Consider the following 22,082-nt stretch of genomic DNA (forward strand, 5'->3'; position numbering starts at 1 on the left):
TACGAGCCATTTTTTATAAAAACCAGTTTCAATAAGTACTTGTTTGATCCAAACTGTTTAATCAGAGAATAAGTGAAATTGGCGCGTGTGGGATGGTTTTAATAGTTAGGATTTTTCACAACATATCGCAATTTATGTAGCTGTAAAATCGTGCACTTTCTTATCCATGACACTGAACTGAAGTTAATCTTGCAGCTTAGAGGATCACAGGAAGAAATTGCAGATATAGACAGATACTTATTGAAATTGGTACAAGGAATTAAATAATGCAGAAAGCACCAGAATCGATTTTAAACTCTCTAGTTCCAATGGTTGTAGAACAAACGGCCAAAGGAGAGCGTTCATACGACATTTATTCTCGTCTGTTAAAGGAGCGTGTCATATTTTTAGTCGGTCAGGTTGAAGAGCATATGGCTAATCTGATTGTGGCTCAATTATTATTTTTAGAATCAGAAAGCCCTGAGAAAGATATTTATCTTTATATTAATTCACCAGGTGGATCGGTGACAGCGGGTATGGCTATTTATGATACAATGCAGTTTATTAGACCAAACGTAAGTACTGTTTGTATGGGGCAGGCTGCGAGCATGGGAGCATTCTTGTTAGCTGGAGGCGCAAAAGGAAAACGTCATTGTTTACCTAACTCAAGAGTTATGATCCATCAGCCCCTAGGCGGTTTTCAAGGTCAAGCCTCTGATATCGCAATCCATGCTCAAGAGATCCTAGGGATTAAAAATAAGTTAAATGGAATGTTGGCAGAACATACAGGCCAACCAATGGACGTCATTGAAAGAGATACAGATCGTGATAATTTCATGAGTGCGAATGAAGCACTTGAGTACGGTCTTGTTGATAGTGTAATGACTGAACGTGGCTGATTTTTTCACAGTTCTGAGTTATGCTCGGAAATATTAAACTGAATTTTCTATGTTACTCATAAGTGGCATAAAGAGGTAAAATAATGGGCGATAATAAAAGTGACGGTGATAGCGGTAAGCTACTTTATTGTTCTTTTTGTGGTAAAAGCCAACACGAAGTTCGCAAATTAATTGCTGGCCCATCAGTATATGTTTGCGACGAATGTGTAGAGCTTTGTAATGATATCATTCGCGAAGAGATCAAAGAAATTTCACCAAAACGCGATACTGATAAATTACCTACACCTCATGAACTACGCAATCACCTTGATGATTACGTGATTGGGCAAGAAAAAGCAAAGAAAGTACTTTCTGTCGCGGTTTACAATCATTATAAACGACTGAAGAATGCTTCAGCGAAAGATAATATCGAGCTAGGTAAAAGTAATATTTTGCTGATTGGCCCAACTGGTAGTGGTAAAACTCTATTGGCTGAAACACTTGCTCGTTTCTTGAATGTACCCTTTACCATGGCGGACGCAACCACATTAACCGAAGCGGGATATGTTGGCGAAGATGTTGAAAACATCATTCAAAAACTACTTCAAAAATGTGATTATGATGTTGAAAAAGCACAACGTGGTATCGTATACATTGATGAAATTGATAAAATCAGCCGTAAGTCTGAAAACCCATCGATCACTCGTGATGTTTCTGGTGAAGGTGTTCAACAAGCCTTGCTTAAGCTAATAGAAGGTACCGTTGCATCGGTTCCGCCTCAAGGTGGTCGTAAGCATCCACAACAAGAGTTCTTACAAGTCGACACGTCTAAAATCCTCTTCGTTTGTGGTGGTGCATTTGCAGGGCTTGAAAAAGTAATTGAGCAACGAATCGATGTAGGTACAGGTATTGGTTTCGGTGCCACAGTTACAGCTGAAAACGATAAAGAGACGGTTTCACAGATTTTCCAGAAAGTTGAACCAGAAGATTTAGTTAAATTTGGTTTGATCCCTGAATTTATCGGTCGCTTACCTGTCGTTGCAACTCTAACTGAATTGGATGAAAGCGCGCTTGTTCAAATCTTGTCTGAACCTAAGAATGCAATTACTAAGCAATATGCTTCTTTGTTCGAAATGGAAGACGCTGAGCTTGAATTCAGAGAAGATGCACTAAAAGCAATTGCTCATAAAGCGATGACCCGAAAGACAGGTGCACGTGGTTTGCGCTCAATCGTTGAAAATATTTTGCTTGATACAATGTATGATCTACCTTCAGAAGAAGGGGTAAGTAAAGTTGTGGTTGATGAGTCTGTAGTTAAAGGCGAGTCTCAACCCATTCTTATTTACGATACACAAGAGACACAAGCTGCAAGCGGTGAACAATAACCATTTGTTTTGACATTTTTTAAAAGGAGCCGTTTGGCTCCTTTTTTTATATCTTTGTTTCATTTTTTCAAAATAAAGCCCGCAGTATTTTATAATTCTCATAGAATTAAATTAGTGTTTAGTTTGAACTATAAATTCGTTTTGATACATTTTTATTCGAGAACACTCCTTTTTTTACCTATGCTATTGAAACTTTAAAATCTATCCCAATATACTTCTAATAGACTTATCATCATACGGAATTGCAATATGACTCAAGAGAGTGAAGCGCATATAGAACTTCCCGTACTACCACTTAGAGATGTAGTGGTATACCCGCACATGGTTATTCCATTGTTCATTGGACGCGAAAAATCGATTCGCTGTCTGGAAGCTGCAATGGAACAGGATAAACAAGTTATTCTAGTTGCACAGCGCGACGCAGATCTTGATGAACCCACTACCGATGACATCTTTGATGTTGGTACGTTAGCTTCAATTTTACAGCTTCTTAAATTGCCAGACGGAACAGTAAAAGTTCTTGTTGAGGGCAATAAACGTGTTTCAATCAATAAATATACTCAAGCAGAAGAGTTTTTTATTGCAACAGCAGAATTCAAAGCGTCAGATGAACTCGAATCAAAAGAAGAAGAAGTTCTGGTTCGAAGTGCAATTGGGCAATTTGAAGGTTACATCAAGCTAAATAAAAAAATACCACCCGAAGTACTGACTTCACTTTCAGGTATTGATGAAGCTGCCCGACTAGCAGACACAATGGCTGCTCATATGCCACTTAAACTAAATGACAAGCAATCAGTGCTTGAAATGTTTAATGTGGGTGAGCGACTAGAGTATTTGATGAGCATGATGGAATCGGAAATCGACTTGCTACAAGTTGAAAAACGCATTCGTTCTCGTGTTAAAAAGCAAATGGAAAAGAGTCAACGTGAGTACTATTTGAATGAGCAAATGAAGGCCATTCAAAAAGAACTTGGCGATATTGATGAAGGGCATGATGAGTTCGAAGTACTCACTCGCAAAATCGATGAAGCTAAAATGCCTGCAGAAGCACGCGATAAAGCAATGGCTGAGCTCAATAAGCTTAAAATGATGTCTCCAATGTCTGCCGAAGCTACGGTAGTTAGAAGTTACGTAGAATGGATGACATCAGTACCTTGGAAAAAACGCTCCAAAATTAAGCGTGATTTAGCCGCTGCAGAGTCAGTACTTGATACCGATCACCATGGTTTAGAAAAAGTAAAAGAACGAATTTTAGAGTACTTAGCAGTTCAGAGCCGAGTTAAACTACTAAAAGGACCAATTTTGTGTTTAGTAGGACCTCCAGGCGTTGGTAAAACATCACTAGGTCAATCGATTGCTAGAGCGACAGGTCGTAAATACGTTCGAGTAGCTTTGGGTGGTGTACGTGACGAAGCTGAGATTCGTGGTCACAGAAGAACTTATATTGGCTCAATGCCGGGGAAAGTGATTCAAAAAATGTCAAAAGTGGGTGTTAAAAATCCACTATTTTTACTCGATGAAATCGACAAAATGAGTTCAGACATGCGTGGTGATCCAGCATCGGCGCTGTTGGAAGTGCTAGATCCTGAGCAAAACGCTTCATTTAATGATCATTATTTAGAAGTCGATTACGATTTATCTGATGTGATGTTTGTAGCAACTTCAAACTCGATGGACATTCCCGGCCCATTACTTGACCGTATGGAAGTGATTCGCCTTTCGGGTTACACCGAAGATGAAAAATTAAATATTGCGGTTAAACATTTACTGCCTAAACAAATTGAACGCAATGGCTTAAAAGCCTCTGAAATCAATGTTGATGATAGTGCAATTATTAGCATTATCCGTTATTACACCCGTGAAGCAGGTGTACGTGCATTAGAGCGTGAGCTCTCTAAGATTTGCCGGAAAGTCGTTAAACAGATTTTATTGGATAAATCGATTAAAACTGTTTCAGTGAGCGAGAAAAACATCAAAGAGTTTTTAGGTGTTCAACGTTGTGATTATGGAAAAGCTGAGTCAAGTAACCAAATTGGTCAGGTGACGGGACTTGCTTGGACACAAGTTGGTGGAGACTTACTTACCATTGAAGCAACGTCGGTTCCCGGTAAAGGTAAATTGGCTTATACTGGCTCACTGGGCGATGTAATGCAAGAATCGATTCAAGCCGCTATGACAGTCGTTAGAGCTCGTGCGGAAGACTTGGGCATTAATGGTGATTTTCATGAAAAGCGTGATATTCATGTTCATGTTCCTGAAGGTGCTACACCAAAAGATGGGCCATCAGCAGGTGCGGCAATGTGCACAGCATTGGTTTCAAGCTTGACTGGAAATCCTGTTCGTGCCGATGTTGCAATGACTGGTGAAATTACACTCCGTGGTGAAGTTTTGCCTATAGGTGGATTGAAAGAAAAGCTATTAGCTGCGCATCGTGGTGGAATAAAGCGTGTGTTAATTCCTCATGAGAATGAGCGAGATTTGGAAGAAATACCAGATAACGTGATTGCTGATCTAGAAATTCACCCTGTAAAATGGGTAGAACAAGTTCTCGAACTTGCTCTAGAAAACCCTGTAAAAGGCTTTGAAGTGGTAAAAAAACCGCAAAAAGCTAAAAAATAACACTTTTCATGTAAAAAAGTTAAAAAAAGGGCTTAACAAAACATTGACCTGTGTTAGCCTAGAGAAGTGGAGAATTAGATGCCCCAATCCCTTGGGGTATCTGGTTTCTAGCTATTTCCAATTAATTATCATTGGTTTTGATAGTCAGCTTGAACTTTAGTTTTAAGCTTGTTATAAAAGCCTCCGCAAACCGCGTAATAGACGGACTTGGTTGCGGTGAAGAAAATAATACATTCAAGGGGATGACATGAACAAATCTGAACTAATTGAGAAAATTGCATCTGATGCAGATATCACTAAAGCGGCTGCAGGTCGTGCATTAGATTCTTTTATCACTGCTGTTACTGACGGCTTAAAAGACGGTGAGAAAATTTCTCTTGTTGGTTTTGGTACTTTTGAAGTGCGTCAACGTGCAGAGCGCACTGGACGTAACCCTCAAACGGGTGCAGAAATTAAAATCGCAGCAGCGAATATTCCTGCATTTAAAGCAGGTAAAGCTTTAAAAGATGCTGTTAACTAAACAGTTTTTTTGTAGCCTTCAAAGGTTCTGATATTAAGCACTGCTATGGCAGTGCTTTTTACGAATTAGAGGTGATGCTCTGGAGTTTTGATATTTATTCAGGTTTCAATACTCTATCTAACCGAAATAAAGGCGCATTATCAATGCGCCTTTTTATTTGTTAATAATAAGCGAGAAGTCTGATGTTAGAAAAAATTCGCGAAGGTTCACAAGGCGTAATTGCGAAAAGCATACTCGTACTTGTGATACTTTCATTTGCCTTTGCTGGGATCAGTAGTTATCTAGGTACAACAACTGAAGCACCAGCAGCGACAGTTAATGGCGAAGAAATAAGTAAAGCTGAATTTGATCAAGCTTATCAAAATGAACGTGGAAGACTGCAACAACAATTAGGGGAGATGTTTGACACATTAGCCGCTAATGACAGCTATTTAGAAACAATAAAGCAAAATGCCCTTGATCGTTTAGTTTCTCAAAAATTACTTGATCAAACGGCAGCTAAACTAGGCCTAACGGCTTCAGATGAACAAATTCGCCAAGCGATAATAGCGGAGCCAGCGTTTCATGTTGACGGTGTATTCGATAATGATCGTTATTTAGCATTACTAAGCCAATTAGGGTATCAGCCACTTGCATTTAGAAATACTATGCGAGTTGATTTAACTCGTCGTCAGTTAATTAACGCCACCGTAGGCAGCGAATTTGCACTAAAAGGTGAAGCTAAGCAAATTGCAGAATTACAAGGTCAAAGCCGTGACATTCGTTATGCGATTGTAAATTCTGAACCATTTTTAGCTGGTATTACCGTTACCGACGAGCAAGCAAAAGAATATTACGATATTAATACAACTCAATTTATTCGACCTGAAATGGTGAGCTTAGATTATGTTGAATTAAATGCCGTTGATTTGTCGAATAATATCTCAGTTACTGAAGATCAAGCACAAGCTTATTATGATGAGCACAAAGCTCAATATCAAACTATTGAAAAGCGTTTACCTGCCCATATTCTTATTCAGTTTGGTGACGATGAAGCAAAAGCAGAAGTTAAAATCAAAGCGATTAAAAAGCAGCTTGATGAAGGTGCTAATTTTACTGAACTAGCCAAAAAAGATTCTGAAGATACCTTTAGTGGTGCAGAAGGCGGAAAGTTAGATTGGTATGAGCAAGGCGTTATGGATCCTGCATTTGATGATGCAATGTTTGCATTAGAGAAAGGTCAAGTATCAGATGTCGTTAAAAGTGATTTTGGTTTTCATTTAATTAAATTACTTGATGTTCAGCCTGTAAAAACTCAATCATTTGCAGAAGTCAAAACTCAGATTATTGATGATTTGAAGCAAAATGAAGCTCAAGATAAGTTCTTCACTTTACAGCAGTCTTTAGCCGATACAAGCTACGAAGTACCTGATTCTCTAGATGAAGCAGCTGAAACTATTAATGCTGAAGTGAAACACACCGCTTTATTTTCGCGTAACACTATTCCTGCTGAGTTAAATAATCCAGCAGTGATCAAAGCCGCATTTTCAGATCAAGTTTTACAAAGTGGCTTAAACAGTGACGTTATTGAATTAGGTGACGATCACGTACTTGTTTTACGTGTCAATGAGCACAAAGTAGCCGGCACAAAAAGTTTTGATGAAGTTAAGCTTGACGTCATTACTCGCATTAAGCAAGAACAAGCAACTGAAGCGGCACAAGTGAAAGTTGATGAATATGCCGCTAGTATAAAAGCAGGGAAGTCAGAAGTTGAATTAAAGACTAAGACGAAATTGCATCGCTATGATCGCGAGTTAGATTCAGCTATTGTGAATAAAGCGTTCCAGATGACAGGTTCTAAGTCAGAATCTGCAATGAGCATTGCGACAGTATCTTTAGCTCAAGGTTCAGCAGTAGTGATTGTAGATAAAGTGAATGCGGCTGAAGGTATTGATGACACAGTGATTGATTCATTAAAACTACAGTTGACTAATCAATACAGTGAACAAGATTACAGAGCCCTAATCGCATATCTAAAAGCCCATGCTGAAATTACTTATTCAAGCAATTTAGATGAAGAAAAAGGTTTATTGTAAACCTTAAAATTCCGTAGATCGAAAAAAGCCTCTGAGTATTCAGAGGCTTTTTTTTAGCTCATCTTGAATATGTTTATGCTGTGAAATACTTATTAATAAGACGTTTTCTAAGATATTTTTGCTTTGTATGCAATAAGAATTGGGTGTGGGTCTTTTAAAACGACGAAGTTATCCACATCTGTATAACCTCTGTTTGGATTGCTTTTTGTGATACTCCCAATACTTTTCAATATCACCACTCGATCTTAACGACCTAAGTTTTAATATAGCTTCTGCACCTTCAAGACTCCATCTCGCTCCAGTGATATCCAACCTATCATTAATCAGATGACGACAAGCTCCCTCAATGACACCGCTAGCAATTGGGAAACCTTGCTCTAACGCTTTACCGTATTCTAATCTTGATTTATTTCTCAATAGATAACCGATGCACTTATTAATGCCTTCTCGTTGTTTTAATTTCCGTTTTGTTGCACTGATCCCAAGGCCTTTTGCTACTTGTGACGCATTACCTCGTAAGATTTCAGTCGCTCGCTTTTCTATCCAATCTTCGACTTCTGGATCATCTTTTTCAAATAAGCACCACGCCGCTTTCCAGAGATATTCAAGCACATGGATGAAATCCATGACCACCGTTGCATTGATGTTGAGTTTCTTCATCACCCGATAAATTTGTTTTAGCTGATGAGGATGACCATCAACGAGTACAACCCACTGACGGCTTTGAGTTGGGTCTCGTTCCAGAGCTTCTAAAAATGCTTCTTCAATCACAGTCGCAGCGCTTCTTTCTACGCTTGCCCACACACGTTTATTTCTTGGTGGCACACGTAATGGACGAACATTTGAATTATCGTTTCTAGACATGATTGATTCTGGGGTACGATGCAAAGGCTTGGTGGTGTATACCGCTGCAACTTCTGCCATTCGTTTGCGGTCTTTTTTTTCTCCAGCACTTAGGCGTCCTTTGAGCTTCTGTTGTTTCGCTGCTTTTTGCGTGCCCTCTCTCAAGCTATTAGGTTGCATAACGATGCCTTTTCCATCCATAGTCAATACCAGTAAATCAGATGTATTTTCTGGCTTAAGGTATCTCTGCTGGAGATAAAAACCATCAAAATCTTGTGCAATATCCTGCACAATTTGCCTTGCTTGTCGCTTGGGCACGTGCGCACCTGTGGTGGTATCTATTGAGCTTACTGCATCATCATATGAGCCTTTGACTGCTTCTGTAGCGAGTCTTAGGCGTACACCATCAGAGTATTTATCTTTCGAAAGATTCAGCTCACCATCCATTGGAAACACGCTATCACACCGACGTTGACTGTAACCTTTTCGATGCATCGTTACGGTACCAAATAAACTTTCTAAGTTTCGTTTGCAGTTATTTTTCAAATGATTCAATGCAATGTCACGGTTGGAACAAACTTGCTGACGGGGCTCTTCAGCGGTTTTGATATCTAAGAAACCCTGTAATAAACACCGCAACAACTCAGTTCCTTCGGTATCGATATAAGCTTCAACTTCTCCATGGCTCTCTTGCTTAACTTGCTCGTCTTCGAGGTGCGAAATAATACGTTCAAATTGCAATTTGGCTTCAGAAAAGAATGAAAATTCGAGTGAGTTTGAGTATGCTAGTTTCATGAAAGGAGCCTTTTTATATACTTGTTGTGTGTGGAAACTGATAAGTACTATAAAATTGCTCCTTTCGCACCATTTATTAAACCCATCCAATTGATAATTAATGATCTTTTCATGGTTTTCGTCGATCAAAAAGATCTACACCCATAAGAATTAGAGTACACAAACGGGTATTTGAAGAATGTTATACTGTCTTCAACAGACTAAATTTATTGAGTTATTGTTACTCTTGTGAACACGAAAAACGTCTTTGGGAAAATTAATAAAAGTCGCTGGATATCCGCCTTCACAAGTATGACATAATGTTTTGAATTTACGTTATTATTAAACAGGATTTATTTTTTGTCGTGTACAGTGATATTTTTAAATAAATGACTAGGGTCTGTTGATCTTTCGTGATTGTTTTTGCAGCGATAAATTGGTTATTTTATGCAAGGCAGAGTTTGTGAGGTTTGGTTATTATCGACATACAAAACTGTCGTTACTTCCGTTTCCAAATGAGAAAACGATAACGCAGCTGAAATGACCAATTTACGCTGTCTTCGTTGCTTTTGAGCATTCACTGTTCTGTGTTGTGACCAGCTCACTTAGATGGCTAAGCATCACTGCTCACGCCTTGAACAGATAAATGTTCAAATAGCACAAAATTTAATCCTGAAAGATCAACAGACCCTAGCCGCTCTGATGGTACATTTTAAAAGCAGGCCGCCTGAATGTTGTAAAGCACATGGATGTGCGAGAGCGACCTGCACTTCAGAGCTTGGCTCAACGACAATGTCTCACCCACGTATATCATATTCAAAAGTACTTTTAACAGCTTAGACGGGAATTGCTTTAATTGGTATAACCAGCACAAGCATTTGTTTTAGAAGCTTTGCACTCTTAATTTAAATATTTATATTGGCTAAAAGGAGCGCTGATGAACCGAATAGTAGAGTTACCAACACCTGTTAATTTTCAGCAATATCAGTTTAGTGATAGTCAACCCAGCTATCTAACTCGATACTCGGTACGCAAGCTAACTGATAGCATTGATAATCTACCACAATCAACAGCAAGTACCTGTTATGAATTCAAAAGTAAAGGTTCGCTGCTAGGCAAAAGAAAGCTAGCTGATTATTTGTCGAATGGATCAGATGATGAGCAAGCAGTCAAAAAGCATCATAATAGTCACAAATACGAAACATCCAAGAAAGCATCTAAACAAGGGAAAAAAGCCTTTTTGCATTCTGCAAAAGTAGATAAAAATCAGGAGATTGCGAGAGCTGAACTTCAATTGGAACTTGATGAAAAAAAAGCACAAAGGGAAGCCCTTACTTTTGGTCAAGGTCGCCTAATATTGCAATGCAACAGCCTTGGCGTCAGAGGCCTGTATGCCGATCGAAACTTCAAAGAAGGTTGCTATATAACTAAATTTGATGGTTTTCACCAGACAATTGATCAAAAACGTTTGAAAGAAATTAAAGCAGATAGTGATCTGTGGGCTCATATGACTATGCTCGACAATAAAACAGTTATTTTTGGTTATAAGGAGCCTGTAGAGGGAGAAGGGGCTGCATGTTTTGCTAATGACGGGAGAATCAGCGTCCTTCATCCGAGTAATGCGGTATTTATCAGGTTTTCGAGTGGAAGTATCTACTTAAAAGCTACGAAAAACATCGCTCTCGGTGAAGAGATACTGGTAGATTATGGTGACAAAGAGCACTGGAAACTAGTAAAAGAGCATGATAGGCAGACTTATCGGCAGATATTTAAAAAGCAAGTAAGGAGCCGCAAGCAGGTAATGAAGCTGGTTGGCAATCCTCATAAAAGTGAGCAGTTAAAATGCGTCTTGCCTGCTTTCGACTCCACTCCAGTACCACAGTTTCCTGAATGGAAAACAGCTACACGGCAATGGACCAACAGTCTGCTAAGGTACACCTTATACAAAAGAAAGATATGTACAGGTAACATTATCAACCTAGATGTTTTGCGACAATTAAACCCTGCGGGTAATGATTACCTGAATGCTATGCTTAGCTATTTTGAAGCTAATGACGGTGAAGTGGAAAGCTACTATCAATATTTTAACAAAGCCGGAAACGGACTTGATGTACCGGATGTTGGTATTTTTATTGAACCTAAACAGTGGCATTTTCAGTACTTTCACTACCTTATTTGGAGGTGTGGTAAAAAAAGGGATTTGACCAAAGATAAAGTAACTGGAATTTTGAAAGTTATTGATACTGGCCATCCTGATTACTGTAAACTTATACATCAGTATTGTATGATGACATTAGGCCCTCTTGAAGAGGAAGCAACACTGGATGCTTCTGACTCTGAAATGCATGCCAAATTATCTCAGATTTTTACCAACTTTCAGTCTGCTCACGTAGAACTGCCGAAGATCCTGACACAGGGAACAGGGTGTCACAAAGTCTGGTCTCTCTTGGCCATAATTGAGTTGCTCAATCATATGGGGGTCGATGTGATAAGTTCTGCAGAAAACAGAGTACAGGTACTTTCTAATAGGCTGGCTAAGTCAGCCGAAACGGGGGATAAAGCTTGTTACTATTTAACCCTGAAGAAAATTCTTATTAGGAATGACTACAAGCTCAGCCATGTCATCAGTCATTATAAAGTCAGGAATCACCCTCTGGCGAAGCTGCCGTATGAGTTTTCAGGGGTTAATTGGTGTGAAAGTAAGCCAACTTCTTATTTTCTCGCATTGCACCTCACTGGAAATGGGATCAGTTCCGATGCACTAAAACATTCTAATATGACACAGTTAGCAAATGTACTTTCACTCATTGACCACAAAAGGCATCTAAAAACAGTAAAGGAAATTTTAGCAATAATGGCTGCGAGCTATTCACATCCGGATTCACTTGGACAAGCCATGCGTAAAAGAGGATTGAAACCACCAGTTGGTGTTGATTGGAGTCGATCGTATATTGAGACTCTTAAACGTGAAGCCAAACTAAACTTACTGACTTTGATTATAAGAAAACCTAGAGCAAAACCAGAACAATTTAAGTAAGTTTAATTGTTATGGATAAAACAACGACAAATAATCACGAGCTTTGGGGAGCAGGTAAACCGCACGAGTGAGTGATATATGCACAACTCAATGTGGTAATTGAAAAGATATAGTTGGTTACTTTTATCATTTGGAATCGGGATAATTTATTTTGAATTTATCCCAGTAACTTTTCATTTCTGAAATGGTTATTGCCCATGTTCGAGTTATACCAATTACAGTAATTAACTTCCCACTCAGCAAGAGCTAAAGGATTTCAGTACAAGGCGCAAGTTTGAAGTACTATATGCCCTAACGGCCGCCATACAAAACTGGCGTTCAACGCACTTAGTGCTTTTGTCGGGATAACTCAAAAACTTGTAACGTAGTAATGGAATCCTTCAGCCTTGCCCTTCGGGAGCTTGTATGTGTTCAAATTACTACGCAAAATTGTCTCAACGTAGCAATGTAATAACGACAGTTTTGTATGTCGGTAATAATTATGTCTTCATCAATTTCACTTGTACTTTGAACACATACATAACTCTGATCTGGGAATTTAATTACTGTAATTGGTATTAATAAATCTGATTCGACTCTTTCACGTTAATGCAGGGAAATAATAATAGGGACGATCATCCTCTTGATGCTGTCTCATCATTTCTGCACATCCTCCGAACAGTAAGCCTCCAGTTATCGCTCCTTTTGGTCCATTTGTTAAGAATCCCACTAAAGCCCCTGAACAAGTTGCTATAAAAGTATGTTCTCCCTTTAACTTTATATTTGGTATTGGCCTTTTTTCTGCTGCTTGTTTTGGATAATCACAATAAATTGAATCACGTAGGTATTTAGCAATGAAACGAGGTTTAGGAGGGCATAAATATGTATTAATATAGGCTTCGTTGCATCTTAACTCTCTTAATGAGTCAATGGTCCTCAAAAAATATACCTCACCTAGAGATTCCACCACAAGGTGCTTAATTCCTGCTTGCTGTGGATCATCAATTAATCTGAAATAGACTTTTGCTGGATGTACTTTATTAAGCCCCGCTATTATTTCTTCTATAATAGGAATAAGTGGAATATCATCAAAAATAAAGGAAACCATTGTTTTAAATTTTTTTGAGTGACCATAAGTACCAAAAAGATCGATAACTTTATCTTTTGATAATTGTTCTAGATAATTATCTTTACGTGTAAATTCCTTCCGTTCGAAAACAGTTTTCGCTCTTAGTTGGTTTTTATGAATAGCCTCTAGTTTGTTCAAATATGGAATAATTACTCTTGGTGAAGCTACCGTAGCATCCAGTTTTGTGAGAATGACTTCTTTAGTTCGGTTTTTAGTTACTTCATAGAAAACAACTTTATAAATAAATTGTAGGTTTTCGCTTTCGCCTTTTATTTCTACTTTAAATGTTACCATAGGGTTTAAATTTAGTTGTTTCAATCGCTTCATTGCTCCTTTACATATAGATGAGTCCTCATGTATGTGAGCAAGATATTGAATACATTCTTCAGCAATACGAACAGTAGGGCAGAAAAGCTCTCGAACAGCCAACACGAGCTTTGTAAGGTTTGGTGCTTTATCTGTACAAAAGTATTCTTTACTTGCAACCATTTTTTTTACTGTGTCACAAGGTATAGTATTAGTATGAAAACTCCCAAAAAATCCAAAAAATGGATGTTCAGCGAAAACTAATGCTTCATTCATGCTTCACCTACCTGCTAGTTTCACTTGGCACTTTGATGCTAAACATCGAACAACAAAAAAGAAAGGATGAATTACTTGAGTCTAAGAAAAATATTGTTTACTCATTAAAAGTCAATAAGCTAATCTAGATTAATTGTTATTAACCGTACTTCGTATATCACTAAAAATTTATTTCCGATGACGCCTTTTTCTAAAGCCAAGAGGGCGTTTCAATCTGTTAAGAGCTAAAATAAAAATGCCGCTTTGAATGCGGCATTTTTACAATCGGGGATTAATGGTTAAATTAAAGCTGAATAACGTCAAATTCTACATTTGGGTTTACATCAGCATCGTAATCAATGCCTTCTACTCCAAAGCCAAATAATTTTAAGAACTCTTCTTTGTATTCACGGTAATCAGTTAGCTCAGCTAGGTTCTCGGTAGTGATTGTTGGCCACAAGTCACGACAATGCTGCTGAATTTCATCGCGTAATTCCCAATCGTCTAAACGTAGGCGATTATCTTCGTCCGTTTCTGCGGCTGCGCCATCTTGACGGTATAAACGGTCGCTCACCATGCGGTTGATTTGCTCAATACAGCCTTCGTGTAGGCCTTGCTCGCGCATTTTTTTGAATACCATAGCAATGTATAGTGGCATTACAGGAATTGCAGAACTGGCTTGCGTCACGACACTTTTCAATACAGCAACATTGGCACTGCCACCCGATGTCGCTAATTTTTCATTTAGAGCATGAGCGGCACGATCTAAATCCATTTTTGCTTTGCCTAAAGCGCCATGCCAGTAGATAGGCCAGGTTAACTCAGTTCCGATGTAGCTATATGCAACCGTCTTACAGTCGTTAGTTAATACTCCAGCTTCTGCAAGAGCATTTATCCATAACTCCCAATCTTGACCGCCCATTACTGTTACTGTATCTGCGATTTCGGCTTCAGTCGCAGGTTCAACACTTGTTTCAATAATCGTGTCTTTATTGGTGTCAACAGCGGTTGAACGATATGGTTCAGCAATAGGCTTGAGGGATGAGCGAACCATTTCGCCTGAATCAGGCAGTTTACGAACTGGAGATGCTAATGAATATACCACCATATCGACTTGACCTAAGTCTTGCTTAATAAGCTCAATAGTCTTTTGCTTAGCTTCGTGACTGAATGCGTCACAGTTGATGCTTTTTGAATATAAACCTTCGGCTTTAGCTAGCTTGTCGAAAGCTGCTGAATTATACCAACCGGCGGTGCCCGGCTTAGTGTCTGTAGATGGTTTTTCGAAAAACACGCCGAGAGTAGCAGCTTGGCTCCCGAATGCGGTTGTAATGCGTGAAGCTAACCCATATCCACTTGAAGAACCGATTACTAATACTTTTTTAGGGCCGTTGGCTAATTTTTTGTTAGCTTTGGTGATGTTTATCTGCTCTTGTACATTGGCTTCACAGCCAACTGGATGAGTTGTTGTACAAATAAATCCACGAATTTTTGGTTTAATAATCATGTTGGGTCTTCTGTTGGAAATTTCTGACTTAGGATAATGATTTAATCACGACAATGTCACTATTTTTATAAAAAATCTGTTTAATATTACAGTGGTTGGAGCAGTAGCTTTATGCAAAATAACTTTTAATCGAATTGATCTCTAAGTAATTTTCGTGTGTGTGAATGTTGAGGATCGGCAAATAATGTTTCGGTAGCAGCCTGTTCAATGATTTCACCTTTGTGCATGACAACAATATTATCACTCATGTGTCGAACGATACTTAAATTATGAGTAGCAAAGATAAAAGACAGGCCCAGTTCTTGTTGGAGTGTGATCAATAAATTGAGTATCTGAGCTCGTACAGATAAATCTAAGGCCGTTAATGCTTCATCGGCAATAATTATCTTCGGGTTTAACATTAAGGCACGCGCTACGGCCACACGCTGTTTTTGTCCTTCAGAAATCATATGAGGATAGAATTCAGCATGCTCAGGTAATAATCCAACTTTTCTCAGAGTACTGATGACCTGATCTCGTCGTTGTCTGCCAGATAGAAGCGTATTAAACCTCAATGGTTCGTCTAATAATTCACCAATAGTTAACCTGCTATTTAAAGAGGTATTTGGATCTTGAAAAATCATTCTGATTAATCGACAACGCTGCTTTACGTTCCGGCGCTCAAGAGATGTTCCTTCGAAGTAAATTTCTCCACTGCTGCGCTGTTCTGCACCCACTAAAATCCGTGCCAGTGTACTTTTACCTGACCCCGCTTCACCAACGATAGCCAGTGTTTTTCCGGGTTCAAGAGTAAAAGATATGGGCTTTAACGCCTGACTAAATTGCTTTTTAAAACCTTTATAGCCTGAACAATATTTTTTACTCAGGTTCTTTACTTCAAGTAGTGGATTGGCCATTTTTATCTTCTCGATTAAACGGAAAGTGGCACGCAAAGTTGCGCTGTTTATCTTGGGTTAGTTTTGGCTGATTAACGCATTTCCGCTCTGCTTGAGGGCAGCGTGGCCCTAAGCGACAACCTATTGGCAGGTGCTGCAAGGATGGAATTGAGCCCGGTAAAGTTGGCATAATCGCTTTATGTTCGATGTTATTCTTATGATCTGGGATATGTGATAACAAGGTTTTGGTATAAGGATGGTAAGGCTTATTAATGATTTTTTGTGTTGGGCCTGATTCAGTGACTTGACCACAATATAAAAATGTTAGGCTATCTGACCATTTGATCATGTTTTCAAGTTCATGGCTGATCAATAAAATAGTGACGTTTTGTAGCTGGTTTAATTGAGTTAACAAACGAAATATTTGTGCTCGGGTGCTGGGCTCCATGTTGGTCGTTGGTTCATCAGCAATAAGTAATTGCGGTTTGCCAGCAATAGCCATTGCAATCATGGCTTTTTGACATTCACCTTCAGATAATTCCCATCCGTAGCTGGACATCACACGTTTAGTATCTTTAATACCTACTTTATGTAACCATTTTTCGGCTTGTTTATTTTTGGCTGAACTCCTGTTCCAAAACATTGTACCTTTGGGAACAAGCATGACTTCAATAAGCTGAGAACCAACAGTTTTGGCAGGGTCAAAGCTGCCAGACGGGTCTTGAAATATCATTGATATATTACTGCCCATCAGCTTTCGACGTTCATATGAAGTCATTCTCATGAGGTTCTTTCCATCAAACATCATGCGATCGGCATTAAGTGTCCAGTTTGGCTCAGTTAATCCCACTATGGCTTTGGCCAGTAGGCTTCGACCTGAACCAGACTCACCAACCAGCCCTCTTATTTCGCCAGCGTTTAGAGTCAAACTTACCTTTTCTAATACCTTAACTTTCCCGTTAGGGGTATTTAATTCAATCGTTAGGTTACGTATATCAAGTAATGGCATCGTTTAGCGCCTCTTTGGTGTGAGTGCTGAACGTAAACCGTCACCAACCAAGTTAATAGCTAATACTGTAATTAGAATCGCAAACCCAGGAATTGTGACCGTCCAAGGCGCTATCAAAAAGTGATCCGTACCTTGGAGGATCATTGCACCCCATTCAGAGCTTGGAGCTTGTGCCCCAAGATTTAAAAAGCCCAATGCGGCAACATCTAAAATCGCTACAGAAAGCCCAAAAGTTGTTTGGATAATTAACACATCCCAGACATTCGGCATGATGACGTACCAATATATTTGTATGGAATTAGCACCATCAAGTTTGGCTGCTGTTACATATTCTTTCTGTAACTCATCATGGATAGCTTGATGTATTGCACGGACGAATTGAGGAATAAGAGCCAAGCCAACAGCCCAAAAAACGTTTTCCAATCCTGTACCTAAAACAGCAACCACCAACATAGCCATGATTAAAGATGGAATGGACAAAAGGGCATCTAATAAGTGAGCTAAAATACTGGACTTTATGCCTCGCATCATTCCCGAAATCGAGCCAATAACAAACCCTACCGACATCGAAAAGAAAACAACAATCAGTGAAAGGGCGAAAGTAAGGTGAGTGCCATGTAATAATCGACTGAGAATATCACGGCCTAAATCATCCGTGCCTAAAAAGTGCCTGACAGACCCATTTGGATCCCATGAAGGTGGTACTAACAAAGCCGTTGAGTCTTGAATTTCAGCAGGATAAGGGGCTAGGTAATTGGTAAAAATAACTATGACCAAAAGCAAAACTACAATCCATAACCCGAGTAGAGCAAATGGATTGGCCAAAAACGCGTTCCATGTTCTTTTCCTAGGCGATGGAATTTCATCGTTCTGATACATATTAATTTGTGCCATAAAATTCTTTTTTAGTGATCGGGTTAGAAGCTGTATGTAAAACATCTATTAAAATATTTAAAAAAATAATTAACAGTGCAACAGTACAAACACCACCTTGAATGACGGTATAATCACGTTGATAAATCCCCGAGACTAGCCAGTAACCTACTCCAGGCCAAGCAAAGCTCACTTCTACCAAAATGGCATAACTTGCAAAAGACCCAAGCATTACCCCTAGCTGTTTGAGTATAGGTATAAGTGCATTCGGAAGGGCATGTCGCAGCACAATTTGACCTGTATGAAGCCCTCTTGCTTCGGCTGCTCGAATATACGTTTGGCTCATTACTTCAATCATTGCTGAACGAGTCATTCGTATCACAACGGTTAAGGGTAATACACATAATGTTATAGCGGGTAAGACGATGTGTTGTAAGGTGTCATAAAAAGCAGCCATTCCATATTTATCGCTAGCTAAAAAACTGTCGATAATGAGAAATCCAGTAATAGGTTTAATATCGTAAAGTAAATTAATTTGCCCAGAAATAGGCAACCAGTCCCTTTGAACTCCAAACCAGTGTGCCAACATTAACCCTAACCAAAAAACAGGTACTGAATAGCCCGATAACGTAGCTGAAATAATAATATTTTGTGTCATTTTATGTTGATTAAATGACGCTAAAACACCAATAGGTACACCGATAATGCTTGCGAGCAAGCCAGCTATTATAGAAAGTTCGAATGAAGCTGGAAGTACGTTAATAAGCTCTTGGCTAACGGGTTGCTGTGAGGTGATGGATAATCCAAAATCCCCCGATAAACGATGAGTTATATAAGCATAAAATTGACTGAAAATATTACTGTCTAAGTGATAGCTGTGCACAATGTGTAATTTATCGGCTGAATTTGGATTAATTACTCCACTCAGAGCGACAACTTGATCTGTTGGAAACAAGTTTGTTGCATAAAAAAGCACAGCTAACATGACCAATGACGTGGCAATAAATAAATTGAGTCGTCTTAATAGATACCAAGCCATTATTGAGTTCCTTTCTTTTGCTCATTGATATTTTGTACATGTTTAGCTTTTGCAAAAGAAATTCCACCAAAAGGCGTCAAATCAATTCCGCTGATATCGCTACGCTTTAAAACCATACGATTACTGTGCGCAAGAGTGACGATTGGTTTTTGTTTTTCAATTATCGTCTCTGCTTGTTGATATAGAATACGGCGTTCAGATTGTTGTTGAGTAGATTTAGCTCGTTGGAGTAATGCATCAAATGATTTTGAGCACCACTTGGAGCGATTATTGTTTGATTTTAATGAAGCGCAACTGAGGAATGGAGAGAAGAAATTATCAGGGTCGCTATTATCAGCCGTCCAACCAATTAAGACTGAATCGTAACTGGTAGAGTTTAATTTGTGGATAAAAACGCTCCAATCATAGTTAATGATATTTACTTTTACGTTAATTCTAGTCAAATCGGCTTGAATTAATTGAGCAGTTTTAATTGGATTTGGATTGTAAGCTCGAGCGGTTGGCATGGTCCATAAATCAATTTCGAGATTTTGTATTCCTTCAGTTTCAAGAATTCGTCTTGCACGAGATGGAGAAAATGAAATTTCTTCAATGGCTGAACTGTGTGACCATGATGCTGGCGGAAGAATACCTTTGGCCTCTCTAGCGGTATCGTTATAAACCGTATGTAAAATGTCTTTTTTATTGATAGCCATAGCGATAGCTTGCCGAACTTTAACATTGTTAAAAGGTGGTTTTTGAGTATTGAATGCCCAATACGATACGTTCATTCCATTTTGTTGTTGCAGCTCAATATGATTATTTTGCTCGACTACTTTGATTTCACTTGGCTTGGGTAATGCCGACACATTACAGTCACCGGTGATGAGTTTGGCTAATCGTTGAGAGCTTTTGCGAGTGATATCGAAAACAAGGTTTTGAATGTGGGGGCGATCTCCCCAATAATTATCATTTCTTAAATAGCGTATATATTCATTTTTAGTATATTGCTTGAGTTGGAAAGGACCTGTGCCAATTGCATCAAGATCAAGCTTTTGAGGCATTCCAGCTTGTAACAAATGATCAGCATACTCTTTTGATAGAATAACAGCAGAATCCGAAGCCATGTTTGCTAGAAAACTGGCATCACTTCGGTTTAAGTTGAACACAACTTTATTAGCAGTTGGTAATTCGATTGATTTTACCAGTTTGGCAAAGTCAATACTTTGAAAAAACGGGTAACCGTTACGAGACAAAAAGTGATATGGATTGTTTTGATCGATAACTCTGTTAAAGGAAAATAGCACATCAGATGAATCAAAATTTCGAGTTTGGGTAAACAATTCAGAATGATGAAAACTGACATTTTCTCTTAAGATAAATGTGTATTGTTTTCCATCTGGGCTGATTGTCCAAGATGTAGCGAGAGCCGGTCTAATGTTACCAGTGGCAGTATCATACTCAACAAGATGGTCGTATATTTGATGCGAAGTCGCATCTAAGGTTGTTCCTGAAGTCACTAATTGTGGATTAAAGCTTTCAGGGTTACCTTCTGAGCAATAAACAAGGCCACTCGGTGCTTGGGAAGGTTGGCAGGCTATTAATCCACTGGCAGTAATAGAGGCGAAAACCAGTTTAAACAATCGCTTTAGCACCGGAGTCATGAGTAACTCATTATTTTTATTGATCTGAATGGCGCATTTTAACAGTTAACTACAATTCTGAGCAATGCGCAGTTATTGACAGCGGTAATTGAATCTTCCATATCTTCTATGTTTTCTCCAATAAATTGTATTTTTTAAGAATTCCGCGTAATTGGTGATAACTTAAACCGAGATTTTCAGCTGTCTTTTTTTGGTTAAATTGACTATCAGATAGCGCCCTTTGGATGAGATCTACTTCAAATCTTTCGGTTTCTTCTTTGAAATTAATCGGAAATTGACACAAAGGCAATGTTGGTTCAGGAACTTTTTCTGTGCTCTCTAGTGTGCTTTCAGCATTAACATAAGTTTCTGAAATTGGTGCAGCCTGTTGCGAATGGGTTCTTATTCTTTGTTTAGGGCGGTAAGGCGACTCAAACGGGTTAACTGAAATCAGTTCGATTGGCGTTTCCTCTCTGCCATTTCGATAAACACTGCGTTCGACGACGTTTTTAAGTTCGCGGATATTGCCAGGCCAATGATGATCAAGTAATTGCTCGGTTGCGGCACGTGAAAAACCTGAAAATAAAGGCATACCTAACTGGCGCACCATACCTAGCGCAAAATATTCAGCGAGTTGCATAATATCTTCTTTTCTATAGCGCAGTGGTGGCAGGGTAATAACGTCAAATGCCAGCCTGTCCAATAAATCGGCTCTAAATTCGCCAGCTTCTGCTAAAGAGGGTAAGTCTTCATTCGCTGCACAGATCAAACGCACATCGCTTTGTACTGTTTTGCTACCGCCAACACGCTCAAACTCACCGTATTCGATAACTCTTAACAACTTCTCTTGGATTAATCCTGAAGTATTAGCGAGTTCATCAAGAAATAAAGTGCCACCATCAGCACGTTCAAACCGACCTTCATGCCTCCCTTTAGCGCCTGTAAAGGCTCCAGACTCATGACCAAATAGTTCACTTTCTAATAGATTTTCACTTAAAGATGAGCAATTAAGCTTAATAAAGCTTTGATCCCAGCGCGCAGATAGGTAATGTAGGCGCTCAGCAATTAACTCTTTACCTGTGCCACGTTCACCAATGATTAACACTGGTTTTGAAAGTGGAGCAGCAAGAGATACGTGCTCTAATACTTCGAGTAAAGCATTAGATTGTCCAATGAGATTGTCTTGTTTAAATGAGTTAGCCACAGTATTTGTTGGTCTTTCACACTAATTATTGGTGAAATTTATAATATGTCGCTAGTGAGATAAATGAAAGAAAAAGTTAAATAATTGTTTAAGTAGTTGTTATTATTTGTTTTGTTATAGTTGGCACGAAGTCTGTATTACTAAGTTCGACATTAACAATTTTGAGGAAAGAAT

The 22,082-nt window shown here is 38.9% G+C and carries 15 protein-coding genes; 6 read left to right on the forward strand and 9 right to left on the reverse strand.

Annotated features, from left to right (window positions below; all coding sequences use genetic code 11):
- Positions 1-266 precede the first annotated feature (266 nt).
- From clpP to E2I05_RS05695, 5 genes are all read left to right on the forward strand, one after another.
- Positions 267-878, forward strand: coding sequence for an ATP-dependent Clp endopeptidase proteolytic subunit ClpP (gene clpP / locus E2I05_RS05675; RefSeq protein ID WP_121854307.1), 612 nt, complete (start codon positions 267-269; stop codon positions 876-878).
- A gap of 83 nt (positions 879-961) precedes the next feature.
- On the forward strand, positions 962-2,242 hold the full coding sequence (clpX, locus tag E2I05_RS05680) for an ATP-dependent protease ATP-binding subunit ClpX (RefSeq protein WP_121854308.1): 1,281 nt from the start codon (positions 962-964) through the stop codon (positions 2,240-2,242).
- 249 nt (positions 2,243-2,491) lie between these two features.
- Entirely contained in the window at positions 2,492-4,861 is a 2,370-nt protein-coding gene (lon, locus tag E2I05_RS05685; RefSeq protein ID WP_121854309.1) for an endopeptidase La, read from the forward strand.
- A 247-nt stretch (positions 4,862-5,108) separates the two neighbouring features.
- Positions 5,109-5,381: an HU family DNA-binding protein gene (locus tag E2I05_RS05690; RefSeq protein WP_121854310.1), complete on the forward strand. Its 273-nt coding sequence runs from the start codon at positions 5,109-5,111 to the stop codon at positions 5,379-5,381.
- Between the two features lie 182 nt (positions 5,382-5,563).
- Positions 5,564-7,456, forward strand: coding sequence for a SurA N-terminal domain-containing protein (locus E2I05_RS05695; protein ID WP_121854311.1), 1,893 nt, complete (start codon positions 5,564-5,566; stop codon positions 7,454-7,456).
- A gap of 168 nt (positions 7,457-7,624) precedes the next feature.
- On the opposite strand, the gene E2I05_RS05700 is transcribed toward E2I05_RS05695, so the two are convergent.
- Positions 7,625-9,094 carry an ISKra4 family transposase gene (locus E2I05_RS05700; RefSeq protein WP_133309465.1) on the reverse strand — a complete coding sequence of 490 codons (1,470 nt, stop codon included), beginning with the start codon at positions 9,092-9,094 and terminating at the stop codon, positions 7,625-7,627.
- A 1,117-nt stretch (positions 9,095-10,211) separates the two neighbouring features.
- Here E2I05_RS05700 and E2I05_RS05705 point away from each other — a divergent pair.
- Positions 10,212-12,110, forward strand: a complete 1,899-nt coding sequence (locus E2I05_RS05705; protein ID WP_170179619.1) for an SET domain-containing protein-lysine N-methyltransferase — start codon at positions 10,212-10,214, stop codon at positions 12,108-12,110.
- 580 nt (positions 12,111-12,690) lie between these two features.
- Here E2I05_RS05705 and E2I05_RS05710 read toward each other — a convergent pair.
- The 8 genes from E2I05_RS05710 to pspF all read right to left on the reverse strand — a co-directional run bounded on the left by E2I05_RS05710 (position 12,691) and on the right by pspF (position 21,908).
- Complete coding sequence (locus tag E2I05_RS05710) at positions 12,691-13,800, reverse strand: hypothetical protein (protein ID WP_121854154.1); 1,110 nt, start codon at positions 13,798-13,800, stop codon at positions 12,691-12,693.
- 283 nt (positions 13,801-14,083) lie between these two features.
- Positions 14,084-15,286, reverse strand: a complete 1,203-nt coding sequence (fabV, locus tag E2I05_RS05715) for an enoyl-ACP reductase FabV (protein WP_121854155.1) — start codon at positions 15,284-15,286, stop codon at positions 14,084-14,086.
- Between the two features lie 125 nt (positions 15,287-15,411).
- On the reverse strand, positions 15,412-16,182 hold the full coding sequence (locus tag E2I05_RS05720; protein WP_121854156.1) for a peptide ABC transporter ATP-binding protein: 771 nt from the start codon (positions 16,180-16,182) through the stop codon (positions 15,412-15,414).
- Positions 16,163-17,170, reverse strand: coding sequence for an oligopeptide/dipeptide ABC transporter ATP-binding protein (locus tag E2I05_RS05725; protein ID WP_121854157.1), 1,008 nt, complete (start codon positions 17,168-17,170; stop codon positions 16,163-16,165). Before E2I05_RS05725 ends, E2I05_RS05720 begins: the two co-directional genes overlap by 20 nt.
- Before the next feature lie 3 nt (positions 17,171-17,173).
- On the reverse strand, positions 17,174-18,064 hold the full coding sequence (locus tag E2I05_RS05730; RefSeq protein WP_121854158.1) for an ABC transporter permease subunit: 891 nt from the start codon (positions 18,062-18,064) through the stop codon (positions 17,174-17,176).
- Positions 18,051-19,082, reverse strand: coding sequence for an ABC transporter permease (locus E2I05_RS05735; RefSeq protein WP_121854159.1), 1,032 nt, complete (start codon positions 19,080-19,082; stop codon positions 18,051-18,053). The genes E2I05_RS05730 and E2I05_RS05735 overlap by 14 nt, the downstream gene beginning before the upstream one ends.
- Positions 19,082-20,725: an ABC transporter substrate-binding protein gene (locus E2I05_RS05740; RefSeq protein WP_121854160.1), complete on the reverse strand. Its 1,644-nt coding sequence runs from the start codon at positions 20,723-20,725 to the stop codon at positions 19,082-19,084. Before E2I05_RS05740 ends, E2I05_RS05735 begins: the two co-directional genes overlap by 1 nt.
- Positions 20,726-20,831: 106 nt before the next feature.
- A complete protein-coding gene (gene pspF, locus E2I05_RS05745; protein WP_121854161.1) occupies positions 20,832-21,908 on the reverse strand; it encodes a phage shock protein operon transcriptional activator in 1,077 nt (358 codons plus the stop codon).
- Between the last annotated feature and the right edge of the window lie 174 nt (positions 21,909-22,082).

The organism is Parashewanella spongiae, from assembly GCF_004358345.1.
In the GTDB taxonomy this organism is placed as follows: domain Bacteria; phylum Pseudomonadota; class Gammaproteobacteria; order Enterobacterales; family Shewanellaceae; genus Parashewanella; species Parashewanella spongiae.